The organism is Streptomyces sp. CA-135486 (assembly GCF_050936555.1).
In the GTDB taxonomy this organism is placed as follows: domain Bacteria; phylum Actinomycetota; class Actinomycetes; order Streptomycetales; family Streptomycetaceae; genus Streptomyces.
Window position 1 is genome coordinate 2,713,486 of sequence record NZ_JBNJMM010000002.1, and the last position, 22,702, is coordinate 2,736,187.

Consider the following 22,702-nt stretch of genomic DNA (forward strand, 5'->3'; position numbering starts at 1 on the left):
GTCAGTGCTCCTTGACCAGCTCGGCGTACGGCCCCCCGGCGGCGACCAGATACTCGTGCCGGCCGCGCTCGACGACCGAGCCGTGATCGAGTACGAGGATCTCGTCGCTGTCGCGCACCGTGCTCAGCCGGTGCGCGATCACGACGCAGGCGCAGCCGCGCCGCCGCAGATTGTCGATGATGACCCGCTCGGTCTCCGCGTCGAGCGCGCTCGTCACCTCGTCCAGGACGAGGATGCTCGGCCGCCGCACCAGCGCCCTGGCGATCTCCAGACGCTGGCGCTGTCCGCCGGAGAAGTTGCGGCCGTCCTGCTCGACCCGGCTGTGGATGCCTTCGGGACGCCGGGCGATCACGTCGTCGTACAAGGCGGCGTCTCTGAGGGCGGCGACCACGGCATCGTCCGGAATCGAGGGGTCCCACAGCGCCACGTTGTCCCTGACCGTGCCCTCGAAGAGGAAGACGTCCTGGTCGACGAAGGAGACCGAGGCTGCGAGCGCGCTGCGGGAGATGTCGTCGAGACGCTGCCCGTCGATGCGGATCGTCCCCTCCCACGGGCTGTAGAGACCGGAGATGAGCCGCGAGACGGTGGACTTGCCGCTGCCGGAACCGCCGACGAGCGCGACCTGCTGCCCGGGGCCGACCGTCAGCGAGAAGTCGCTGAGGAGAGGCTTGTCGAGTGGGCTGTAGCCGAAGGTGATGTTCTCCAGCGACACATGGCCCTTGAGCCTGCGGGTGTTCGCGTCGGTCTCCCGGCGCGAGTACAGCGAGTCGACCGGGAAGCTCTCGACGTCCTTCAGCCGGGCCACGTCCGCCGCGAAGTCCTGGATCCTGCCCGCCACCCCGTTGAGCCGGGTGACGGGCGCGGTGAAGCGCGTCACCAGCGCCTGGAAGGCGACGAGCAGACCGATCGAGATATGGCCCTCCACCGCCCGCAGACCGCCGATCCAGAGGATCAGCGCGCTGTTGAGCGTCGCGAGGGTCGGCGCCACGACGGCCAGCACCGCGCTCGGCACACCGAGACGCTGCTGCTCCTCCAGTGTGGTGGCGTGCTGGCCCGCCCAGCGGCGGAAGTATCCGTTCTCCCCGCCGGTGGCCTTCATGGTCTCGATCAGCTGGAGACCGGTGTACGAGGTGTTGGTCAGCCGGGCGCTGTCCGCGCGCAGCTTCTGGGTGTGGGTGGCCCGCAGCCGGACCACGATCCGCATCGCGACCACATTGAGCAGGGCGATCCCAATACCGATGACGGTCAGTTGGGGGTCGTACGTCCACAGCAGTACGGCGTAGAGGATCACGACGACGCCGTCCACGCCCGCGGCGGCGAGATCACGCGCCAGCGTCTCGGCCACCGCGTCGTTGGACTGGAGCCGCTGGACCAGATCGGCCGGGCTGCGCTGGGCGAAGAAGGTGACCGGCAGCCTCAGCAAATGCCGCAGGAAGCGGGCGCTGCTGAGGGTGGAGGAGATGATGCGCCCTCGCAGCAGGTTCGCCTGTTGCAGTGCGGTCAGCACCGCGGTGAGCGCCACCATTGCCGCCATTGAGGCGAACAGCGGTCCGAGCAGCGAGGCCTGATTGCCGATCAGGAACATGTCGATGTACGTTCGGCCCAGCGCGGGCACGGCCGCGCCGACGGCGACGAGCAGCAGGCTGGCGAGCAGCGCGGCCAGCAGCGTGCCCTTCGTGCCGCGCATCCTGGCGGGCACGGCCCCCATGACGCCCGGCTTGCGGCCGCCCCGGCGGAAGCTGTCGGCGGGCTCGAAGATCAGGGCGACCCCGGTGAAGCTGGTGTCGAAGTCCTCCATCGCGACAAAGCGGCGGCCCTTGTCGGGGTCGTTGATGTGCACGCCCCGGCGGCCGAACCGCCGTCGCATGCCGTCGTACACGACATAGTGGTTGAACTCCCAGAACAGGATCGCGGGCGCCTGCGTCTCGGCGAGCGCGGCCGGTTCCATCTGCATGCCCTTGGCCTGCAGGCCGTAACTGCGCGCGGCCTTCAGCAGATTGCTGGCCCGTGAGCCGTCCCGGGAGACACCGCAGGCGATACGCAGCTCTTCGAGCGGCACATGCCGCCCGTAGTGCGCGAGCACCATGGCCAGCGACGCCGCGCCGCACTCCAGCGCCTCCATCTGGAGAACCGTGGGAGTGCGCACGGTCTTCGGCTTCTTCGCCCTGGGGGCGGGGGCGGCGCGGCGCGTGCCCCGCCGGGGAGGCGGCGCGCCTTCCGGGCGATGGCGGCCGCGGCCGCCGGCCGGGGGCAGTTGCTGCTGGGCGGTCATGGAAGCAGCCAATCGATCGGATGCTGCTCGGCCAGCCGGATGGCGCCGGTGGCGAGCGTCATGGAGTCGACCGCGTACGGCGGGCCGTCCGACGACGACCAGGCATAGCCGGACTTGGAACGCGACGACGGGTCGAGCCGTACCAGCACCGCCACGGGCTGGCCGGACTTCGAAAACTGTTCGCCCAGCTGGCTGCTCCCGAGGAAGCCGGTGATCCGCTGGCGGGTCTGGGCGGTCCGGCCGACGGCCTTCACACGGCCGCGCAGAACGCCGTACTGCTGGGTCGGCACCGACTGGACGGTGAGATCGACCGATGCGCCCACGGGCACGGTCGATCCGCTGCCGGCCGGTACGTACAGGACGGCCATCAGAGGGTCCTCGGCCTGCTCGACCCGTTCCACGGCGGCCACGTCCGCGCCGGTGGTGACCACCGACCCGATGTCGGCGACCAGAGCCGTCAGCCGGCCGGCGGTGAGTGTCCGGACGGTGGTGTCGCCCTTCGCCGTACGGACCTTCAGCAGGGGAGAGTTGGCGGGAAGTCTCTTGCCCTCTTCGGCGAGCACCTCGGTGACCTGGCCCGAGACCGGGCTCTGCAGGACATAGCTGCCCTGGGCATGGGTGAGGATCCCGGTAGCGCCGAGAGTGGAGCTCACGGTGCCGGTCACGGCCCAGACGGACGCGGCAATCATCACGGCGACCGTGACGGTCAGCACGAGCCAGCCCTGGGGCCGGGCGAAGCGCACCGGAAGGTCGATTTCCTCGGGCGACTGCAGCTTGGAAAGGGCCTGTTGGCGGAACTGCACGACACTCTTCCCTCAACTGCGGCGGTCTGTGCGGGGGAGCCGGGTAGGCGCCTGCGGTGATGGGCGGCGGGTGGTGGGCGCGGGTGGCGGCCGTATGCCCCGGACCCTGGGGCGGGTCCGGGGCATTGGGCCCGGCCGGTCGGCAAGGAGGGGAAGCCGACGAGCCGAAGTCACCGCTGGTGGCTGTGCCGCTCGGCGGCACAGAACCGGCTCAGAGACCGGAGACGAGGCCCGTCACGCCGGCCGTGTTGATGCCGGTCGCGCCCTCGACGGTGCCGATCACGGAGCCGACGGTGCCCGACGCGGCGCCGACGACGCCCGAGACCGGGACGACGGAGTCGAGGGTGGACGTGGTGGCGCCGACAGCCGCGCCCACGAGGCCGCCGGACACGTTGTCCAGGTCGGCGTCGGAGATTTCCTGGGTCGCAACCTGGGGGGTGGAGTTCATGATGAGCTTCCCTTCGCGTGGATCTCGAATTGCTGCGACTGAGCCTTTCGGCTCCCGCAGTGCGATGGATCAAAGCACGCAGGCGCGTTGCGCAGCCAATCCGACGGCCGCTGATCCGGGCGGTATGCGGCCACCGAATTACCTCTCGTGGATGCGCGTCCATGAGTTGGTGCCAGCTTCTTCACGTCCCGGCCCCTCGCTAATTCCGTTGAGTCGGGCGCCGCTTGACGGTGAACGGGACATTCCCGCACCAACCGGCTGAAGCCCTGGTCAGGGCAAGGGTGTCGCACGGGAGGCGCTGTGACGGCTGCGCCTTCGATGTGCAGATTCGCTGAAGGAATCAATTCTGGTGCCAGGTGTCGTACGCGCCGCACTCGTCTATGTGTGGGGAGTGTTTCTGCGGTGTGTCTTCAGGTCCTGAGTGCCTGTTGTGTGCGACTCCTGAAGAAAGGGACATCAGTGGAAAACGCAGTTGCATCGGATGAGTGCGGAGAAGTCGATTTCCGTCCGACATCTCAAGGCATCGCCGTCTCGGCGCCTGCTCGTGGCCTTTGAGGGCGGTCGCGGCGCAGCCGTTGACAGCTGACGGACCGTCAGGGAGCGTGGGTGGACATGGCGAAGATGTGCGCGCGTCTCATCGGTCTCCTCGTTCTCATGACCGCCTGGCTGACGACACCGGGCGCGCCGTCCGCCGCCGCGCCCGCCCCCGACCCCCTCTGGTTCGACGAGCAGGCGGCCAGCGCCTTCACGGTCGAAGGCGGCCGATTCACCGACGGACTCGGCCGCGAGGTGGTGCTGCGCGGATACAACGTCTCCGGCGAGACCAAGCTGGAGGAGAACGGCGGACTGCCCTTCGCGTCCGTCGCCGACGCCGAGAAGTCCGCGACCGCGCTGCGCGCGCTCGGCGGCGGCAACACCGCGCGCTTCCTGCTGTCGTGGGCGCACGCCGAGCCCGTATGGGGTCGGGTGGACCGCGCCTACCTCGCCGCCGCCACCGCCCAGATGCGGGCATTCATCAAGGCCGGCATCCGCGTCTACCCCGACTTCCACCAAGACCTCTACTCCCGCCATCTGTTCCACCAGGGCAGCTGGTACACCGGCGACGGAGCACCCAAGTGGGCTGTCGACGCAGGCGGCTATCCACGGGAGTCGTGCGGGCTCTGTCTCTTCTGGGGCCAGAACATCACCCAGAACGAGGCCGTGAAGAAGGCGACATACGACTTCTGGCACAACAGGGACGGCGTCCAGGACGCCTTCCTCACAACCGCGCAGACCGCCATGGCGTACTTCGCCGAACACCTCACCGGGGCCGAGTTCGCCGCTGTCGCGGGCTTCGACCCGTACAACGAGCCGCACGCCGGCTCGTACGACTCCGGCCAGAACAGCCGCGGCTGGGAACGGGACCTGCTGTGGCCGTTCTACGAGAGGTTCCGGGCCCGCATGGATGCGGCCGGGTGGCGCAGCAAACCCGCCTTCGTCGAACCGAACCTCTTCTGGAACTCCAACCTGGCCTTCCAGAAGCAGGAGGGCGGCCTCCTCGACGCGGGCGCCATCGGCCCGCGGTATGTCTTCAACACCCACTTCTACGACCAGAAGGCCATCTCCGGTGTCTTCATGTGGGGCAAGGCCGCCGACGGCCAGTACGCGGGCGACTTCGGCGCCGTACGAGACCGGGCGGCGGGCGCCGGGACGGCGGCGGTCGTCAGCGAGTTCGGCCATCCGCTGACCGGCACGGTCTCCGACAAGGCCCCGACCGTCTACAAGGCGATGTACCAGGCCCTGGACTCCCGGCTGCGCGGCGCCACATGGTGGTCGAAGCCCGAGCAGTCAGGTCCGGTGCTGTCCGGTAGCCAGTGGCAGTGGGACATCTACCACGGCCGCCACCACGAGCTCATGAACGGCAACCCCGGCAAGGTCCTGACCACGGCAGACGCCTGGAACGAGGAGGACCTGTCGGCCGTACGCCTCGACGACTCGGGCAGGGCAGTACTGCGGCAGGACGCCAGGCTGCTGGACCGCCTCTGTCCGAGCGCAACGGCGGGCCGGGTGACGGCATTCACGTACGAGGACAGGTCCCGCGACGGCACGACCACTCTGACCTGGAACCCCGTGCCGAAGTCGCTCCCGCGCGTCGCCGAACTCGTCGGCGGGGGACAGTACGGCCTGTTGCTGTGGCGCTCGGACGGGACCGCCGCCCCGACGGAACTGCACCTGCCTGCGTCCTTCGGCAGTCCCCGCACGACGGTGGTCTCGGACCTCGGCGCGCTGTACGGACTGCCCTCGTACGGGGCGGATGTGCCGATCGCGGTGGCCCCGGAGCCGGGCGGTGCGGGCAGCCGCCGCCTGCTGCTCACCGCGCCTGCTCAGGGGCCGCACTACGCGCTTGTCACCAACGGCGCGACGGCACCCTCGGCGGAGCTGCTTGGCGCCGCGCGTGCGGAACTGGCGGCATGGGCGTCCGGCCGCGGCTGATTTTCGGCGACTGCCGGCAGGCGAGTGGCACAGTGACGCCATGGACCATGCCGCGCACTTCCACCGCGAGCCGGCAGGGACTGTCAATCCGAGAGCGCCCGGATCAGGCGGGCAACGGCGGCGGCGAGTGCCGTGAGGCCGGGGCCAGCCGGGCCGCCCGGCTCCCTCATGTAGACGTCCCTGCGGATCTCGATCATCAACGCGCTGACGCGACGGTCCTTGCCGTAGTACTTCAGCGGTACATACGTACCGGCGAATGGGCTGTTGGTCCCGGTACCACCGAAGTCGGCGAACGCCCTCTCCGCGCGGGCGAGCAGCGGCGGGGGAGTGTGGAAGCCGTCCGTGCCCAGGCAGATCGGCGGGCGCGCTCCGTGACCGTGGAGTTCGTAGGGCAGCGGCTCGGTCGGATACGAGTGGACGTCGATGACGAAGGCACGCCCGGTCGCCGCCAGCCGCTCGCCGACCGCCACGGTCATCGCCTCTGCGTACGGGTGGAAGTAGCGGTCGATCAGCGGCTGGGGATCCGCGCCCGGCGGGCGGAGCCGCTCGCGGTGCGTGGTGTGCGTATAGACCGCGCCCATGCCGGCGGCCAGCATCTCCTCGCGCTCGTCCGGGAACCGCTCGGGGTCGATCACCAGGCGGGACAGGCCGTTGACGAACCGCCAGGGGGCGACGGGCGCGGCCTCCACTGCGGCGGCGGCGATCTCGGCCGTGTGGGAGTCGGTGATGTGGTCCAGCTCCGACTCGAGCGCACGGTCGTCCAGCACGATGCCGTCACGCACCGACTCGGGAATGGCCCGGGAGGAGTGCGGGACGTGAAGGATCACCGGCGAGTCGGCGGCGCCGGGATGGAGCTGGAAGGACTGGGGTGCGTGGTTCATATGTCTCTCTGCGCCTTGTCGTCGACGGAAGGGGCGTCGGCAGGGTTACCCGGCTACGGCCAGGTCGGCACCGGCCGTTTCGGTGTCCCCGATGCCCTCGGGGCGCATGACGCGGATCAAGAGCTGTCTACCGTCCTGGTCCGAGGCGGACACGAGCATCTCGGTCAGAGGGCGGCCCCCGGACTCCTTCGCGGTCAGCAGCAGCCGGGTCTCCCGGTTGTCCTGGGCGACGACGGTGACCGTGTAGGCCAGCGTGGTGGAGTCGTATCCCATCTCCATGGCGGGGCACGCCCGGGCGGCCTCCAGGACTCTTCCCGGAAGACCGGCCGCCCCGGTGAACTGGCGGATCAGGAGATAGGACTGGCGTTTCTCCTGGCGAAAACCGGTGACCTCGTCCTCGGGGTCGCGCCGGTCCAGAACCTCCACGAGCGCCTGACACGCGGCCGGCGAGACCTGGCCCAGTGTGGATTCCGCGCCGTTGATGACCGGTTCCTTGTCCCACCCGGCGCCTTGGAGGCCTCGCGGCGCCGGGGACGTGCACGCTGCCAGTGCCCATGCCAGGGCGAGGGGCCCGACCCCGGCCATCCGTCTTCTCCTCATCCGAGCCCCAGATACCCGGCCAGCTCTTCGCACTGTGCGGCTGCCATGTCCACCAGTTCGCCCAGGACAACCGGCTCGTCCGTGTCCAGGTTCAGGACGGTCTCGATCTCGGGGCCCATCCGGACCTGTTCCGGGGAGGCGCTGTCCTGCGCCGCGAATCCGGGGGATTCCTCGAGGGGCGTCAACTGGCGTACGACGTAGGCGAAGACGATGTCCTGAGGGACAACGACGTTCCCATGGCGAACCCGGCAGACCTCCTGCGCCAGGGCCAGAAACTGCGCCACCTGTGGCTCCATCCTCCGCATGATTCCTCCTCATGAATACGGAGGCACGCGGTGCCCCGGTGGGAGAACCGCGCGCCCCTCTCAGTTCCGTGCCGGTCTAGCCGTTGCGGACCAGGTAGCGGGAGGGAGAGTAATACGTCGGCAGCGCCCAGACGTTGCCGTGCTGTCCGAAGTGCGTTCCCTGGGTGCGGTAGTGGTAGCCGCCGATGCGCTTGGGCGCGGAGTCGTTGACATGGATGGTCTTCGCGGTGGAGTAGCTGGTAACCCCGGTGCCCTGGTTCCGCCACGCGCCGTCCCGGTATATCTGGAGCTGGGCACGGGTGTTGGCATCGTCGAGGCGGTCGGAGCACTTGACCTGTACGAAGCCCTTGACGGCGGTGGAAGTCACCGACCAGGGGGTGCCCCAACCCTTGTTCCAGGAGCAGGTGATCGGGTGGGCGGAGGCCGGGGTCGCGGTGGTCGCGACCCCCAGGGTGGCCAGCGCGCCTGTGACGGTGGCTGCGGCCACGGCCTTCTTCAGCTTGGTCACGAAAATTCCCCCAAGCCCGGGACCAAGGGCAGAACGAAGACTCACGACGTACTCCTCACGTGTGTGGTGACGTTGAATGGAGGGTGTCGATTCGCGCACGGCGTGCCACCGGTACTTCCTGGGCGGCACGTCGAACTCGGCGCGGAGGACACGGGTGCAATCAGCGAGGTCGGTGAGACCTCCCGTCGGGCAGCACAAACCTTGCTGGTGTGGATGAGGTGAGGCAATGACGGTGGGCTGTCCCGGACACTGTCGTAGGTGTCCGGGCTGGTCAGGGGGCGTGTCCGGGATTGTGTCCGGGCGCGCGCAGGAGCGGGCGGCGAGCCTTGCCAGGCACCGTCACGTTGGCTGACCGGGTGGGCTGATCGCGATCTGGAGCAGCCGGACCCCATGAGGAGGGGCGACCCGCGTGATGGCCGCAGGTGCTGTAGCGGCGGGAGCCTACTTCTGTGGGTGGTACAGGGCCGGGCGCCGGCCCAATGGTTGGGTGCCCGGCCCTCTTCGCGAGATGTGCGGCTGCAGTCAGCCGAGCAGCTGGTTCTGGAGGACGACGGTCTGGTGGAAGGGGACGGCGGCGGCCGTGCCCTTCTTCGACTGGATGATCAGCGCGATCGTGTCGCCCGCCGTGATGTACGCGTGCCGGACGTGAAGGGGGCCGCGGGGTGCCGCCTCGTCGTACAGCACGTGTTCCGTCGAGGGCACGGTCGCCTCGGAGGGGTACGACTCGTCCATCGGCGCGGTGTCCTCGACACCGTTGACCGGAAGGGTGGCGTTCAGGTCCCCTCCGAGGTGATTGATGTTGAACGCGCGGGCGAAGGCACCCGACCGGAAGCGGACCAGGTAGATCCGGGTCGAGGTGGCGTCCGGCAGGATTCCGTTACCTGTACACAGCACAGACCTACGAGGTTCGAACGGGGTTGTAGGGCACGGGATTACGGTTCAGCATCTAGTGCGCAGTCCCGGCCGCGCGGAGTCCCCAGGCCGGGACCCGTGACCCGTGGGTGTCACTTCCTGGAGCAGCCCAGGTGCCCCGGATCGACGGCAGAGCCCATGACCTGCATGCCGGCGTCGTTCGGGTGCAGATGGTCCCCGCTGTCGTACGCCGGCAGGATCCGGGCCGGTGCGGCCGGGTCCTTGACCGCTGCGTCGAAGTCGGCCACCGCGTCGAAGGCTCCGCTGTCGCGGATGAAGGAGTTGACCTCCTGCCGGACCGCCTCGCCGCTCGGTGTCCACTGGCGCCATCCCTCGTACGGCATGACGGTCGCCCCGACGACGCAGACGCCCGCGGCATGGGACCTGTCGATGATCTGCCGGTATCCGGCGATCAGTTCGGCGGCGGTGGGGGCGGGGGTCGCCTTGATGTCGTTGACGCCTTCGACGAGGACGACGGTGCGCAGGCCTCGCTGGGACAGCACGTCCCGGTCGAGCCGCGTCAGCGCGCTCTGGCCGGCGCCGTCGGTGAGGACCCTGTTGCCGGAGATGCCTTCGTTGGCGACACCCTTGATGCGGGCGCTGGGATCGTTGTGGAGCGCGCGGGAGAGGACGTCGGGCCAGCGGCGGTTGGTGTCGGCCGTCGACGAGGCGCCGTCGGTGATCGAGTCGCCGAGTGTGGCCACGGCGCCGGTGCCGCGCCGGGCGTCCACGACGGCCGCGTCGAGATAGAACCAGGAGTTGGTGCGCGCGGTGTACGCGGTGGCGGACTCGTCCGTGGAATGGTCGCCGGTGGGCGCGATGTAGGAGGTCTGGAGCGCCATCTTGTGGCCGGTCACCGGGCCGCGCGCCTGCGCTACGTACAGGCTGATGGCCAGGTCGGACTGGGGGTGCACGGTGCCGGGCAGCGGATCGCTGTACACCCGGCCGCCGGGCGGGACGGTGACCGTGGGCGAACCGGCGAAGGACAGTGGGCGGTTGCTGCCGGGGATCAGGGCCGCGCCGGAGTGCCGCAGTCCCACCTGGGCGCGGCCGAACGTCACGGGCTGGTCGCCGAAGGCGTTGGAGAGCCGGATCCGCAGCCCGCTGCCGCCGGAGCTGGTGTGCACGACGAGCCGGTAGGTCCGGTCCTGGGCGGCCGCCGGGCCGAGCAGGTCGGTGCTGGCGGCCCAGGTGACGACGGGTGATGTACGGGGTGCGGGCGCGGAATGGGCAAGGTTGGTGGTGAGGAGCACGCCGACTGCCGCGGCGGCCGCCAGGGTGGGCAGGGCGCGTCCGCGTAAGAAGGAGCTGTTCGTGATGCTCATGTGCCGATTCCTCCTGTACGGCTCGGGGCTCGGTGAGCCCCCCGGGGATGAACGCATGAACATGCCGGTGCAGGTGCTGTAGGTATTCACTCCCGGCACGGCGAGCGCTGTCCATACCGCCGCACGCGGCTCGACCTGCGGTGAACTTCCGTTCCAGGACAGTGGGTTGTGTGCGCGGCCGGCGGATTCACGTCAATCAACGAATTCCGGCCGAGGCGGGGAGCCTAGGCCCTGGATACCCAAATTCTCCTTATGATTCAGGTGTGTTCGACTCCCGGCACATCAAGACCTTCCATGAAGTCGTCCGGACCGGTTCGTACTCGGCGGCCGCTCGCGCGCTCGGCTACACCCAGCCCGCGATCACCCAGCAGATGAAGGCCCTTGAACGGGACGTCGGCACCCCGCTGTTCATCCGCGTCGGCCGTGGCATGCGGCTCACCGAGGCGGGGGAGGCGCTGTCACGGCATGCCACGGTGATCCTCGACAGCATGTCCGCGGCCCAGCAGCAGATGAGTGCCCTCACCCGGCTGCGCTCGGGGCGGGTTCGTGTCTGCGCCTTTCCCAGCGCCAACGCCACCGTGATCCCCGAGGCCATGGCCCGGCTTGCCGCCGCCCACCCCGGCGTGCGCGTGGACCTGATGGAGAGCGAGCCGCCCGAGTCGCTGCAGCAGCTGGTGCGCGGGGAGTGCGACATCACGCTCGCCTTCACCTATCCCGGCCTGCGCGAAGAGGTGCTGGAAGAACTGGTGGAGATCCCGCTGCTGGAGGACCAGTTGACAGTGCTGCTGCCGACCGGGCATCCGCTGGCGCGGCGACGGGCGGTCCAGCTGGCGGATCTGGCGGAGGAGCGCTGGATTGCCGGTTGTCTGCGCTGTCGGGCCAATCTTCTGCATGAATGCGCCGAGCAGGGCTTTGTGCCGGACATCGCCTTCATGACCGACTACAACCTCGTGGTGCAGAGCCTGGTCGCGGAGGGTCTTGGGGTCGCCTTGATGCCGGCGCTCGTACTGAACTTCCTCTGCCATCGGAAGGTCACCGGGAGGGCGCTGCAACCCGCCTCGCGGCGGCAGATCTCGGCGTACGTACTGAAGGAGCATCTGCGTATCCCGGCGACGGCGCTGGTGCTCGACGAGCTGAAGACGGTCGCGGTGAACAAGGTCGGCTGCTGAGCGACGCCAAAAGGGCGCCCTCATCTCATAAGCAGAGTTTGGGAAGTAGCGAACAAACCCTCGTTGGACGTGATGGATCGGGCAGCCCGACGCTGACCGTATGACCACCTCGACTGCTTTCAGGGCCGCGTGCACGACCAGCCGTCTCGATGCACTGATCGCCGAGGTGCGCGAGGCCGTCGGGCGCGGACTGCCGCCGGATCCGACGGCGTATCTGGTCGGCGAGCGCCTTGCCCCGCACCTCGGCGCGGACGATCTGCTCACCCCGGAGCAGTGCGAGAGCGACCCCGAGCGCTACCGCCAGCACCTGCTGCACGCCGAGCACGACGGCAGCTTCTCGGTCGTCGCGCTCGTGTGGCTGCCCGGCCAGGGGACATCCGTGCACGACCATGTGTCGTGGTGTACGACAGGTGTGCATGAGGGCGAGGAGTACGAGAGGCGCTACCGCCTTCTCCCGTCCGCGAACCCGGGCACCGCCGCCCGCCTCGTCGCCACCGAAGACGTCGTCAACGCCCGGGGCGCGGTCTGCGGATTCGCGCCGCCCGGTGACATCCACCGGGTCTGGAACGCGGGCACCGGCCGGGCGATCTCTCTCCATGTCTACGGGGCTGACATCTCCCGCCTCGGCACGAGTGTCCGCCGCGTCTACGAGCTGCCGGCCGACTGCTGATGGCGCTGCTGAGGGTACGGGCCGCGGCAGCCGGGCCGTCCGCCTCCGCCGCCCCGGGCAGGCTGCCCGGTCTCGCGCTCGCCGTGCTCGGCGTCGGCGTCGCCTGGTGCGCCCATCGGCTGCTGCCGGACCTACCGATGCTGACCGCATCCGTGGTGCTCGGCATCGTCGCGGCCCATCTGCCGCGCGTCCGAGCCGTCGTCCGGGGCACCGCCCGCCCCGGACTCTCGTACGCCGGCAAGCGGCTGATGCGCATCGGCATCGTGCTGCTCGGACTGAAGCTGAGCCTGGACGATGTGCTCGGCCTCGGCTGGGCCACGGTCACCATGGTCCTCGGCGTCGTCGCCGCGACCTTCCTCGGCACCTGGTGGCTGGGCCGGCGTCTCGGCCTGCCCGGTGATCAGCCGTTGCTCATCGCCGCCGGTTACTCGATCTGCGGGGCGTCCGCGATCTGCGCGGTGAGCGAGGCGAGCGACAGCGACGAGCGTGATGCGGCGACCTCGGTGGCACTGGTGACGCTGTGCGGGACGCTCGCCATCGCCGTACTGCCCCTGCTGCAACAGCCGTTGGGGCTGAGCGACGCGGAGTTCGGGCGATGGGTCGGCGCGAGCGTGCACGACGTGGGCCAGGTCGTGGCCACCGCGCAGACCGCCGGGCCCGCTGCGCTCGGCGAGGCGGTCCTGGTCAAGCTGATGCGGGTGGCACTGCTGGCCCCGCTGGTCGCGGCGGTGGCGATGTCCGTACGACACAGAAGGCGCGGCGGTGCGACTGCGAGGAAGCGGCTGCCGATCGTCCCGCTGTTCGTTGTCGGCTTCCTGGCGATGGTGGCTCTGCGCAGCAGCGGACCGCTGCCGTCCGCCACGGTCGACGCGGCGCAGCATGTGCAGGAACTCCTGCTCGCCGCCGCGCTGTTCGGGCTCGGCAGTGCGGTCGACCTGCCGTCGCTGACCCGCACGGGCGGGCGCGTCGCGGCGCTGGGCCTGTGCGCGTGGGCGGTGGTCGCGGGGGTTTCGTACGCGGGAGTGCTGCTGGTGATGGCCTGAAGGCAGCCGGGCAGTTCTTGCCGGGCTGCACGCCCACCGCTCGAGCCCTGCCGGCCGGACTTTCTCACGTTTACTGGCTCTCGGCCGGGTGGGGCGGTTAATCTCCAGGCAGCCGTAGTACGGCAGTTCGGCTCCTTGTGACCAAAGGAGACCCCATCGGTGAGCGATGTACACGACCGCCGGGGTGGGCGGAAGGACGTGGCGCCGCCGCAGTCCGGTGACAACTGACGACCGGGGGGAGTGAAGTGAGCACCAAGGGCGCCATGCGCGAGCTCCGCCACGAACTGGCGCGGGCTCTCGAGCCGGCCGGGCCGTCCAGTCCCGACGATGTGTTCGCCGCTCTCTGTGCGCAGCTCAGCAGGCGTCGCGGCAGGCCGGTGGTGTACCGCCTGGTGGAGTTCCCGCCCGAGACAGCCGGCGGACTGTATGTGAACGCGGCCCTCCACGACGTGGCGGCGCGCACGGACTTCCGGCAGGCCGAGGAAGCGGCAGCAGAAACCTTTGGTCTGGAACTCGGGGCCGCTCTGCGCGGATGGCTGGAGGGGGCGGACAGCGCCGCACCACGCAGCGCACTCGCCCGGCGGATCCATGACGCTCGCGGGCACCGCCAGGGCTGACACATGCGGAACTCTGACTACTATTTCCCGGCTGTCGCTCTGGGCATCGCCTTTGTCGCCAAACTGCCCGCCCTGCGGCGCGGATGGCGCAATCCGCTGGTGCGCTCGGTCTGCTTCCTGGTCTTCACCGCGTCCATCTGCTTCTTCTTCGCCGCCCCACCCACCATCAGGGCGGTCAACGACCTCACCGGCGTCCCGAACTTCTCGGGTCCGCTGGTCTACTGCATCATGTCCTCCTTCAGCTGCGCCTGCCTCGTACTCATCGTCAACTGGCAGGGCGGACCACCGGAGTTGGTACGGCGCAGCTCACGAAGATGGATCGCCGGCTACGCCGTAGTCATCACCGCCCTGCCCGTCTTCTTCGCGCTCAGCAACGCGCCCATCGAGCGGCTCCGTGACCTGGACACCTACTACGCGACCACGCCGTTCATCCGAGAGATGATCGTCACTTACCTCGTCGCACACATGGTCGCCGCTGTCGTGACGACGACGCTGTGCGTGCGCTGGGCACGGGCCGTCAGCGAGTGGCTCCGCGTCGGGCTGGTCGTGCTCGTGATCGGCTTCGTTCTCAACCTGCTCTTCGGAATGGCCAAACTGACCGCGGTCATCGCCCGGTGGGCGGGCGGGGACCTGGACTTCCTCAGTACGACGGTGGCACCGCCCATCGCCGCTTCGGGAGGCCTGATCGTGACCGTCGGGTTCCTGCTGCCGCTGCTGGGCCCGCAGATCAGTGGCGTCGGCCATGCCTGGATCACCTATCTGCGGCTCGGCCCGCTGTGGCGGCAGCTGCGCTCCACCCCGGGGGAGCACGTTCCGCTGCCACAGATCCCCTGGTGGGCCGCTCCCGACATGCGGCTGACCGTCCGGGAGACCGGCATCCACGACGAGCTGCTGAAACTCCAACCGCACCTCGACGACGATGTACGGCAGCGTGCGCATGACGCTGCGATCGGCAACCGGGCCTCGACACAGGCCGCCGAGGTCGTGGGGGTGGCCGCCATGGTGGTTGCCGCCGTCGAGGCGCGGTGCAGCAGGCCCGAGCCGGAGGCAGATGACCAAATCCCCGCCGGAGCGGCCGCGCTGACAGCGACCCTCAGCCCAGGACGCGAGCGGCTCGTGCAGCTTTCGCGTGCCCTTCAGTCCCCCTTCGTGGCCGCTGCCCGCAAGCAGGCGGCCCCTACAGAGAGCAGTTCGCGATGACGCGCCCCGACCAGCCTGCCCATTCCGCCACGTCCCGCCGTGCCGTGGTCATCGGCGGCGGAATGGCCGGCATGCTCGCGGCAGCGGTCCTGGCCGACTTCAGCAGCGAGGTCACGGTCATCGAGCGCGATGAGCTCCCGGAGGGACCCGAGCCCCGTAGATCGCTGCCACAGGCGCGTCATGTGCATGTGCTCTGGTCCGGCGGGGCCCGCGCCTTCGAGCAGCTCCTCCCGGGCATCACAAACCGCTGGCTGGCCGCCGGAGCCCGGCGCATTCCGCTCCCGACGGGCCTGGTGTCGATGACGGCACAGGGCTGGCTCAGACGCTGGCCGGAGATGCAGTACATGATCGCCTGCACCCGCGATCTGCTGGACTGGGTGGTGCGTAAACAGGTCCTCAGCCTTCCAGGCGTCACCCTGCTGCAGCGTCACGAAATGCTGGCCCTGGAGGGCAACGGCGGCCAGGTGACCGGCGTGCGGGTGCGCACACCCGAGGGAGACGAGCTCACCGTCGGCGCCGACCTCGTCGTCGATGCAGGCGGGCGCGGCTCGCGAGCCGTCGAATGGCTGCAGGCACTGGGCGTCGGCGCCATCGAGGAGGCTGAGGTCGACTCGGGCCTGGTGTACGCCAGTCGTCTCTACCGGGCGCCCGAGGGCAGCGAGAACTTCCCCATCGTCAACGTCCAGTCCGACCCCGGCGACCATGTCCCCGGCCAGACGGCGACGATCGTGCCCGTCGAGCGAGGGCGCTGGCTGGTCACTCTCTCGGGTACGCGGGGAGGCGAGCCGTCCCGCGATCCGTCCCGGTTCGAGTCCTTCGCCCGCTCGATCCGGCACCCGGTCGTCGGCGAGCTGATCTCGATGACGACACCGCTCTCGGACGCCGTATCCCTCTCCCGCAGCACCGTCAACCGCCGCCGGTACTTCGAGAAGGCCTCGGCCTGGCCCGACGGATTCATCGTGGTCGGCGATTCGGTGGCCACGTACAACCCGCTGTACGGCCAGGGAATGACCGTGGCGGCACAGGGCCTCGTGGAGCTGAAGAGCGCCCTGGGCCGGCACGGGCTCGGTGCACCGGGGCTCGCCCGCCGAGTCCAGCGCGCCATCGCCCGCCCCGCCGGTCTCGCCTGGGAACTGGCGACGTCCCAGGACATCCTCTACCCGGGCGCCGTGGGCCGGCAGCCGCGAGCAGGCACCGCAGCCGCGAACCGCTATGTCGACAAGCTGGTCCGTGCGGCGACCGGTCGCGCCCAGGTCACGCGGGCGTTCCTGGGTGTCGTCACCATGTCCGAGCCCGTCACGTCGTGGATGCACCCGGACATCGTGGTGGGAACCCTGCGCGGTCCCGGCAGAAAGCCGCTGAGCGGTCCCCCTCTGACCGAGGAGGAACTGAAGGTGGTCATCGGCCAGGGCGGCCCCGTCACGCAGGTCCAGCCGACCTCCGCGCAGTGACGATCCGACGGCGATGAACGACGGCCTCATCCTCTACATTCCGGGCGTCGTTCTGCTGACCGCCCTCGTGATCAAGCTCCCCACGCTGCGGCGCGCCTGGCGCGACCCGCTGATGCGGTCCGTGTGCGCGCTGCTTCTCGTGGGCTGCGCCGTCCTCTTCCTGGCGGCGCCGCCCACGATCGCCGCTGTCAACGACCTGACCGGCATCGCCAACTTCTCGGCTCCGCTGGTCTACAGCGTCCTGACGGCCTTCAGCGGCTCGTGCATCGTCCTGATCATCAACTGGCGTGGCGGACGGCCTGAGCAGATCCGGCGTTCGACCGTCCTGTGCCTCGGCGCGTACGGCGCGATCACCCTGGCCATAGTCGTCCTCTTCGTCCTGGCCGACGCCCCCGTCGAGCGCCTCCGTGACCTGGACACCTACTACGCGACCACCCCGTTCATGCGGGAGATGATCACGCTCTACCTCGTCGCGCACGCTTCGGGAAGCGTCGTCCTGACCTCCCTCTGCTGGCGATGGCTGCGCCAGGTCGACGGATCGCTGCGCACCGGACTGGCACTCATCGTCCTCGGCGGCGCCCTGGACGTCGGATATCTCGCGGCCAAATTCGCGGCCGTCCTCGCCCGCTGGACCCACCGCGACTGGGACTACCTGAGCACCTACGTCGCCCCGCCACTGGCGTCCGCCGCCGCACTCATGTGCGGCGCCGGGTTCATCCTCCCCCTGGTGGGTGACCGCGCAACATCGACCTGGCGCTCCTACCTCCAATATCGCCGGCTCAAGCCGCTGTGGCTGGAACTGCAGGGCTCAACGACGCCATGGACCGCGACCATGACGATCGCCTGGTGGTCCTCGGTGGAACTGCGCAGGTGTCACCGGGAGGCCGCCATTCACGACGGTCTTCTCAACCTGGCTCCCTACCTCAGCAGCGTCGTGAGGGAGGACGCTCTTGCCAGGGCGACCTCGCGAGGTGTCCCGCCCGGCCGGGCCGCTCTGGTGGCCGAGGCGGCGATGATTGCCTCAGCGTGCAGTGCGCACGCTGCGGCGGGCCGCTCGTCGGCCCCACTTCCCGATCCGCGCTCCGACCCGCCCCGTCTCGAGTACGCAGGCGCATCGGACGGACTGGTCGCTCTGTCCCGAACCCTGTCCCGGTCTTCGATCGTTGCCGCCGCACGCAGGTGCGCGGCCCTGCCGGAAACCGCCCGCCACGGGTGAAGGCACGAGGGGTTTCCCCGGTGCCTCCCACGCCGTCGTCATCGGGGCAGGTCCCCACCGGCAGTGCGTCAGCCCTGTGGCCCGCGGTATCCCAAGGACGCCTCGATCCGGCCGGCGAGTCCGTCCCGCCGTACGGGTCCGCGGCCGGTCGAACCGGCCAGCCAGGAGCGGCACTTGCTGCCGAGCAGCAGGCCGAAGCTCTCCGCCTCGTTCTCCTCGGCCTGGTCGAAACGGGTCCGGGCGGCGACCGTCAGCACGGTCGCCTGCAGGTCCGCCTCGTCCGAGAGCAGCCGGGCCGCGACGGCAGCGCCGGCGACATGGTGGGTGCAGTGCCCGGCCTTCATGTGCCACAGCTCATGGCCGAGAATGACCAGTTGGTGGTCGGGTGCGGTGCGCTCCTCGATGACGATCAGATCCTGGTCCGTCATGTCGAGCCACAGTCCGCTCGCCGTGCCCGGCGGGAACGCGGCCATGCGGTACCGGACGGGCCGGCCGCGGCGCTTGCTCATTCCGTTGCACAGGGCGGCGTAGAGGTCGGCGGGCTCCGCCGGGGCGGGCAGATCGATTCCGGCGATCAGCTCGCCGCACAGCCGACGCATCTCCTTGCCAATGCTCACCGTTCTCCTCTCCCCGTCAGCAGACGCGTGCACACGCGTAGTTGAAACCGTGTCCTGAAATCACGGTTCCACACATCGCTCAGGGGGTCAGGGCTCGGTCGGCTTGACGCTCTCCAGGAGCATGTCGAGCCACTCGGTGACCTTGTCGCGATGCTTGTCCGTGGGCAGCTGCGCGGCCCGCCAGGCGATGCCGCGTACACCATGGTCCTGCAGGAGGCGCTCCAGTGGGTCGCTTTCGCCGGCGTAGTCCTGAAGCAGTCGCTGCTCCGTGCGCTGAAGGGCGCCGTTGAGGGCGTCCGCGTCCTCGGCGTTGAGGAAACCGGCATGGACACCGAAGAATCTCTGAATCGCATCGCAGTGCTCCATGGTGGGCCGGCGGTCGCCGTTGATCAGGGCGCCCGCCTGCTGCCGGGACATGCCTGCGCCGTCGGCGATCTCCTGCTGGGTGTACCGGCGGCCGTTGGGCTTCAGCCGAGTCCTGCGCAGCAGGTCGAAGCGCTGCAGAAAGCGTGCCTGGAGATCGGGTTCACCGGCAGGCCGTCCATCGAGCAGGTCGCCGACCACGTCGGCAGGGACGCCCGAGGCATCGGAGAGCTGGTGGACGTCGAAGACATCGCCGTGACTCAGGCCGAGTTTTATGGCGAGTTCGGCGACCCGGGCGATGGATGCCGCCAGCGGGCCTGTGGCCGTCGGGCCCGGAACCAAGAAGCCGTCTGTCACCAGTAGGTCTCCTAGATCACGCGGGGTCACTCCGCACACACAGTTGGCTGCCCGGAGATTAACCGTTCGGGTGGCGCACAGTCAGGTCTTGCCACAGCTGTGGCGCGATTTGAGCGCTCAACGGCGTGGAATGCCACGATAGTTGACATCACTGTGCGTGCGGTAGCAGGATCGCCAAGCAGTTGAAGATCGAAAGGGCGCTCCCACAGCGGGACTTCGAGAAGGGTGGCGTTCTCGATGACACATGAGGCAGGCGCTGAACGGCCTGGTGTTCAGGGGCGTCGAGGGTGCGCGGGGACGACCCGTGGCGCGCTCCGGGCCAGGCGGCTCACGGATGTCCTCAGACGGCGCCGTGAGGAGCTCGGGCTGAGCGTGGAGGACGTCGCCGCACGCCTGGAGATCAGCACCGGTGCGTACGGCAGCTGGGAGCGCACGCCCGCCCAGGAATGGACCGACGAGGCGCTCTGCGCCCTGGTCAAGGCCCTTGAGATGAGCGACCAGCAGGGCGGCTGGCTGTTCCGCCTCGCCGTCGACCGTGATCCGCCGCAGGCCTGGAGCAGGCCCCCGGGAGCGTCCCGGCCGACGCATCCGCTGGGGCCTGCGCGCCCCTCCGGGCCCGCCTTCCCGTCCGGGCCCGTGCGCCCGTTCCTGCCCGTCACCGCGCCCGCGCTGCCCACCGTGCCCGTGGTCCCCGCCCGGCCTGCGGAGCCGGGGAAGCCCGCGGACCGGGAGACACAGGCCTATCTGCGCGACTACGCAGCAATGATGGACGCCGTGCCGATGCCGTCCGTGCTCTTCGACCGGCGCTGGGAAGTGGCGCACGCCAACCACGCCTTCGAGGCGTTGTTCCATGGCATCGGGCCGCACCCGACCGCCATGCCGGGCCAGAACTTCCTTCGCTTCGTGCTGTTCCATCCGGACGCGGGCCTCGTGCTCGGCGACCGCGAGACGAGCTGGTGTCTGCCGCTGCTGGCCCAGCTCGACGCGGCTCTGGAGTGCGACTCCGAGGACCGTGTGCTTCAGGCCATTCGGGACGACATCGCCGACGATCCGATCATGGACGCCGCCTATCGGTCCGGACTGCCGCACTGGATGCGCGCGATGGGGGCGGCCGCCGTGCACCACGACGGAGCCGTACGACCGCTGAACCACCCGGATCCGCGGTGGGGGCGCACCGAGTGCCGGATCGTGGACGAGACCCCCGGGACCCTCCAGGACCGGGGATTCACGCGGATGACCCTGGTGCTGCGGGAGGCGCGGGCCGCCGTGCCGCCGGATGTGCGGCGCGGCAAGTCGCATCTGAGGGCGGTCTCCAGCGGCTGACCGTGTCGTCCTTGTGGCGGGCTTGGCGCGTCCATGACGATTACCTCATGTCTGGCGCGGGACCACGGCGCCGCCGTGAGCCGGGCGGGCCTGCGCACCGACCGGTCCCCGTCGCGTTCCCCGCTCCGCAGCGTTGACCCGGCGGCCAGCCGAGATTCGAGGTCTCACGCGTAACGTGCCCGAATCCCCTGCGCTGTGCGGGGGAGACGGGGGTCCGCCTCCGGGGACGGTTGCGACGGTGTTCCGGGAGTTCGTGTGGCTGCGCTCATCGAGGACTATGCACTGATCGGGGACATGCAGACCGCGGCCCTGATCGCCAGGGACGGTTCGGTCGACTGGTTCTGTCTGCCCCGCTTCGACTCGCCCGCGGTCTTCGCCGGGCTGCTCGGCACGGAGGACCACGGCTTCTGGCGGCTCGGGCCCGCCCAGGGGGGCGACGGCGCGGGCGCCGCGACCCGACGGCGCTACCGCGGTGACTCACTCGTCCTGGAATCCGAGTGGGACACCCCCGAGGGCACGGTGCGGCTGATTGACTTCATGCCGCCCAGGGGAGCCGGCCGCGGTAGGCCGGATGCCGCACCGGCTCTCGTACGAATGGTGGAGGGCGTCTCAGGGCGGGTCCGCATGACGTCCTCACTGCGGATGCGCTTCAGCTACGGCCGGATCGTGCCCTGGGTGCAGCGCGAGCACGGACCGGGCGGCCGGGACCGGCTCGTCGCCGTCGCCGGGCCCGACGCGCTCTGGCTCGACGCCGACGTCGACACCTACGGCAGCGATCTGACCACGCACGCGGCCTTCAGCGTCGGCGCGGGCGAGCGGGTCACCCTCACGCTGAGCTGGCAGCCCTCGCACGGCGACGCGCCCCCGAGGCCTGATGCTGCTGGGCTCCTCGCCCACACGGAGGAGTTCTGGTCCCGCTGGACCGCGCAGTGCAGCTACTCGGGCCCCTGGCGCGAAGCCGTGGTCCGTTCGCTGATCACCCTCAAGGCGCTCACGTACGCCCCGACCGGCGGAATCGTCGCCGCCCCCACCACCTCCCTGCCGGAGGAGATCGGCGGCGTACGCAACTGGGACTACCGCTACGCGTGGCTGCGCGACGCCACCATGACGCTCACCGCCCTGCTGCGCACCGGCTACCGCGAAGAGGCCCGCCGCTGGCGTGAATGGCTGCTGCGGGCCGTGGCGGGAGACGCGCAGAACCTCCAGATCATGTACGGGGTCGCCGGCGAACGCGAGCTGCCCGAGGCGGAGTTGCCGTGGCTGCCCGGCTACGAGAAGTCAGGCCCGGTTCGCATCGGCAACGGCGCGGCCAACCAGCTCCAGCTCGATGTGTACGGCGAGGTCGTGGACGCGCTGTGGCTGGGCCAGACCTCGGGGCTCTCCCGCGACGACAGCACCCACATCCTGCAGATGAAGCTCATGAACCATCTGGAGTCCAACTGGCGCGAGCCCGACGAGGGGATCTGGGAAGTGCGCGGCCCGCGCCGTGACTTCGTCCACTCCAAGGTGATGACCTGGGTCGCCGCCGACCGCACCGTGCGCAGGCTGAGCAGGCTTCCGCTGGAGAGCCCGGTGGAGCGCTGGCGCGCGCTGCGGGACGAGATACACCGTGACGTCTGCGCCCACGGCTACGACCCCGAACGCAACACCTTCACGCAGTACTACGGCTCGAGCGAACTCGACGCCTCGCTCCTGCTCATCCCGCAGATGGGCTTTCTGCCGCCCGCCGACCCCCGGGTGGTGGGCACCATCGAGGCCGTCCAGCGGGAGCTGTGCGACGACGGGTTCGTGCGCCGCTATCCGGTGCCGGACGGTGGCTCGGAGAGCGTCGGCGGGGACGGACTGCGCGGCGGCGAGGGCGTCTTCCTCGCCTGCTCCTTCTGGCTCGCCCACGATCTGGCCCTGATCGGACGCCGGGACGAGGCCCGGCAGCTGTTCGAGCGGCTGCTGGCGCTCCGTACCGACCTCGGTCTGCTGGCCGAGGAGTGGGACACCCGGCGCGGCCGTCTTGTGGGGAATTTCCCGCAGGCATTCAGCCATGTGCCGCTGATAGACACCGCTCTTCGGCTGTCCTGAGCATGTGCTGAACGCAGGTCCAGGGTCCAGGCCTCGGCCGGAGCGGGCCTTAGAGCGAGAGTCGACCGGCGGAG

General features: G+C 69.8%; 21 protein-coding genes. 10 read left to right on the forward strand and 11 right to left on the reverse strand.

Features of this window, described 5'->3' with window-relative positions; translation table 11 throughout:
* Position 1: 1 nt before the first annotated feature.
* The 3 genes from ACQEVG_RS31765 to ACQEVG_RS31775 form a co-directional block, all read right to left on the reverse strand.
* The gene (locus ACQEVG_RS31765; RefSeq protein ID WP_432990195.1) at positions 2 to 2,272 is read right to left on the reverse strand and encodes an NHLP family bacteriocin export ABC transporter peptidase/permease/ATPase subunit; all 2,271 of its coding nucleotides are present in this window, start codon (positions 2,270 to 2,272) and stop codon (positions 2 to 4) included.
* Positions 2,269 to 3,075 (reverse strand): hypothetical protein, encoded by an 807-nt coding sequence (locus tag ACQEVG_RS31770; protein WP_432990197.1) that lies wholly within the window; start codon positions 3,073 to 3,075, stop codon positions 2,269 to 2,271. Before ACQEVG_RS31770 ends, ACQEVG_RS31765 begins: the two co-directional genes overlap by 4 nt.
* 211 nt (positions 3,076 to 3,286) lie before the next feature.
* Complete coding sequence (locus ACQEVG_RS31775; protein WP_432990199.1) at positions 3,287 to 3,523, reverse strand: type A2 lantipeptide; 237 nt, start codon at positions 3,521 to 3,523, stop codon at positions 3,287 to 3,289.
* A gap of 621 nt (positions 3,524 to 4,144) precedes the next feature.
* Here ACQEVG_RS31775 and ACQEVG_RS31780 point away from each other — a divergent pair.
* Positions 4,145 to 5,995, forward strand: coding sequence for a cellulase family glycosylhydrolase (locus ACQEVG_RS31780; protein ID WP_432993054.1), 1,851 nt, complete (start codon positions 4,145 to 4,147; stop codon positions 5,993 to 5,995).
* A gap of 83 nt (positions 5,996 to 6,078) precedes the next feature.
* On the opposite strand, the gene ACQEVG_RS31785 is transcribed toward ACQEVG_RS31780, so the two are convergent.
* The 6 genes from ACQEVG_RS31785 to ACQEVG_RS31810 form a co-directional block, all read right to left on the reverse strand.
* A complete protein-coding gene (locus tag ACQEVG_RS31785) occupies positions 6,079 to 6,876 on the reverse strand; it encodes an N-formylglutamate amidohydrolase (protein WP_432990201.1) in 798 nt (265 codons plus the stop codon).
* A gap of 45 nt (positions 6,877 to 6,921) precedes the next feature.
* On the reverse strand, positions 6,922 to 7,461 hold the full coding sequence (locus tag ACQEVG_RS31790) for a hypothetical protein (RefSeq protein ID WP_432990203.1): 540 nt from the start codon (positions 7,459 to 7,461) through the stop codon (positions 6,922 to 6,924).
* An 11-nt stretch (positions 7,462 to 7,472) separates the two neighbouring features.
* Positions 7,473 to 7,781, reverse strand: a complete 309-nt coding sequence (locus ACQEVG_RS31795) for a hypothetical protein (protein ID WP_432990205.1) — start codon at positions 7,779 to 7,781, stop codon at positions 7,473 to 7,475.
* 76 nt (positions 7,782 to 7,857) lie between these two features.
* Entirely contained in the window at positions 7,858 to 8,289 is a 432-nt protein-coding gene (locus ACQEVG_RS31800) for a hypothetical protein (RefSeq protein ID WP_432990207.1), read from the reverse strand.
* 522 nt (positions 8,290 to 8,811) lie between these two features.
* Positions 8,812 to 9,183, reverse strand: a complete 372-nt coding sequence (locus ACQEVG_RS31805; protein WP_432990209.1) for a hypothetical protein — start codon at positions 9,181 to 9,183, stop codon at positions 8,812 to 8,814.
* A 110-nt stretch (positions 9,184 to 9,293) separates the two neighbouring features.
* Positions 9,294 to 10,526: an SGNH/GDSL hydrolase family protein gene (locus ACQEVG_RS31810; RefSeq protein ID WP_432990211.1), complete on the reverse strand. Its 1,233-nt coding sequence runs from the start codon at positions 10,524 to 10,526 to the stop codon at positions 9,294 to 9,296.
* A gap of 263 nt (positions 10,527 to 10,789) precedes the next feature.
* Here ACQEVG_RS31810 and ACQEVG_RS31815 point away from each other — a divergent pair, with 263 nt between their 5' ends.
* The 7 genes from ACQEVG_RS31815 (at position 10,790) to ACQEVG_RS31845 (ending at position 17,892) form a co-directional block, all read left to right on the forward strand.
* A complete protein-coding gene (locus tag ACQEVG_RS31815; protein ID WP_432990213.1) occupies positions 10,790 to 11,695 on the forward strand; it encodes a LysR family transcriptional regulator in 906 nt (301 codons plus the stop codon).
* 100 nt (positions 11,696 to 11,795) lie between these two features.
* Positions 11,796 to 12,365, forward strand: coding sequence for a cysteine dioxygenase (locus ACQEVG_RS31820; RefSeq protein ID WP_432990215.1), 570 nt, complete (start codon positions 11,796 to 11,798; stop codon positions 12,363 to 12,365).
* Positions 12,365 to 13,408 carry a YeiH family protein gene (locus tag ACQEVG_RS31825; RefSeq protein WP_432990217.1) on the forward strand — a complete coding sequence of 348 codons (1,044 nt, stop codon included), beginning with the start codon at positions 12,365 to 12,367 and terminating at the stop codon, positions 13,406 to 13,408. Before ACQEVG_RS31820 ends, ACQEVG_RS31825 begins: the two co-directional genes overlap by 1 nt.
* A gap of 245 nt (positions 13,409 to 13,653) precedes the next feature.
* Positions 13,654 to 14,025, forward strand: coding sequence for a hypothetical protein (locus ACQEVG_RS31830; RefSeq protein WP_432990219.1), 372 nt, complete (start codon positions 13,654 to 13,656; stop codon positions 14,023 to 14,025).
* A 3-nt stretch (positions 14,026 to 14,028) separates the two neighbouring features.
* Complete coding sequence (locus ACQEVG_RS31835) at positions 14,029 to 15,225, forward strand: MAB_1171c family putative transporter (RefSeq protein WP_432990221.1); 1,197 nt, start codon at positions 14,029 to 14,031, stop codon at positions 15,223 to 15,225.
* A complete protein-coding gene (locus ACQEVG_RS31840) occupies positions 15,222 to 16,676 on the forward strand; it encodes an FAD-dependent oxidoreductase (RefSeq protein WP_432990223.1) in 1,455 nt (484 codons plus the stop codon). Before ACQEVG_RS31835 ends, ACQEVG_RS31840 begins: the two co-directional genes overlap by 4 nt.
* 13 nt (positions 16,677 to 16,689) lie before the next feature.
* A complete protein-coding gene (locus ACQEVG_RS31845) occupies positions 16,690 to 17,892 on the forward strand; it encodes an MAB_1171c family putative transporter (RefSeq protein WP_432990225.1) in 1,203 nt (400 codons plus the stop codon).
* 68 nt (positions 17,893 to 17,960) lie between these two features.
* Here ACQEVG_RS31845 and ACQEVG_RS31850 read toward each other — a convergent pair whose 3' ends face one another.
* Both ACQEVG_RS31850 and ACQEVG_RS31855 read right to left on the reverse strand, forming a co-directional pair.
* On the reverse strand, positions 17,961 to 18,491 hold the full coding sequence (locus tag ACQEVG_RS31850; protein ID WP_432993057.1) for a toxin-antitoxin system, toxin component: 531 nt from the start codon (positions 18,489 to 18,491) through the stop codon (positions 17,961 to 17,963).
* A gap of 105 nt (positions 18,492 to 18,596) precedes the next feature.
* Positions 18,597 to 19,229 carry a helix-turn-helix domain-containing protein gene (locus ACQEVG_RS31855; protein WP_432990227.1) on the reverse strand — a complete coding sequence of 211 codons (633 nt, stop codon included), beginning with the start codon at positions 19,227 to 19,229 and terminating at the stop codon, positions 18,597 to 18,599.
* Between the two features lie 372 nt (positions 19,230 to 19,601).
* Between ACQEVG_RS31855 and ACQEVG_RS31860 the strand changes: the two genes are divergently transcribed.
* Together ACQEVG_RS31860 and ACQEVG_RS31865 are read left to right on the forward strand one after the other, a co-directional pair.
* Positions 19,602 to 20,552: a transcriptional regulator gene (locus ACQEVG_RS31860; RefSeq protein ID WP_432990229.1), complete on the forward strand. Its 951-nt coding sequence runs from the start codon at positions 19,602 to 19,604 to the stop codon at positions 20,550 to 20,552.
* Positions 20,553 to 20,807: 255 nt separating this feature from the next.
* Positions 20,808 to 22,628: a glycoside hydrolase family 15 protein gene (locus ACQEVG_RS31865; RefSeq protein WP_432990231.1), complete on the forward strand. Its 1,821-nt coding sequence runs from the start codon at positions 20,808 to 20,810 to the stop codon at positions 22,626 to 22,628.
* The last annotated feature ends 74 nt before the right edge of the window (positions 22,629 to 22,702 follow it).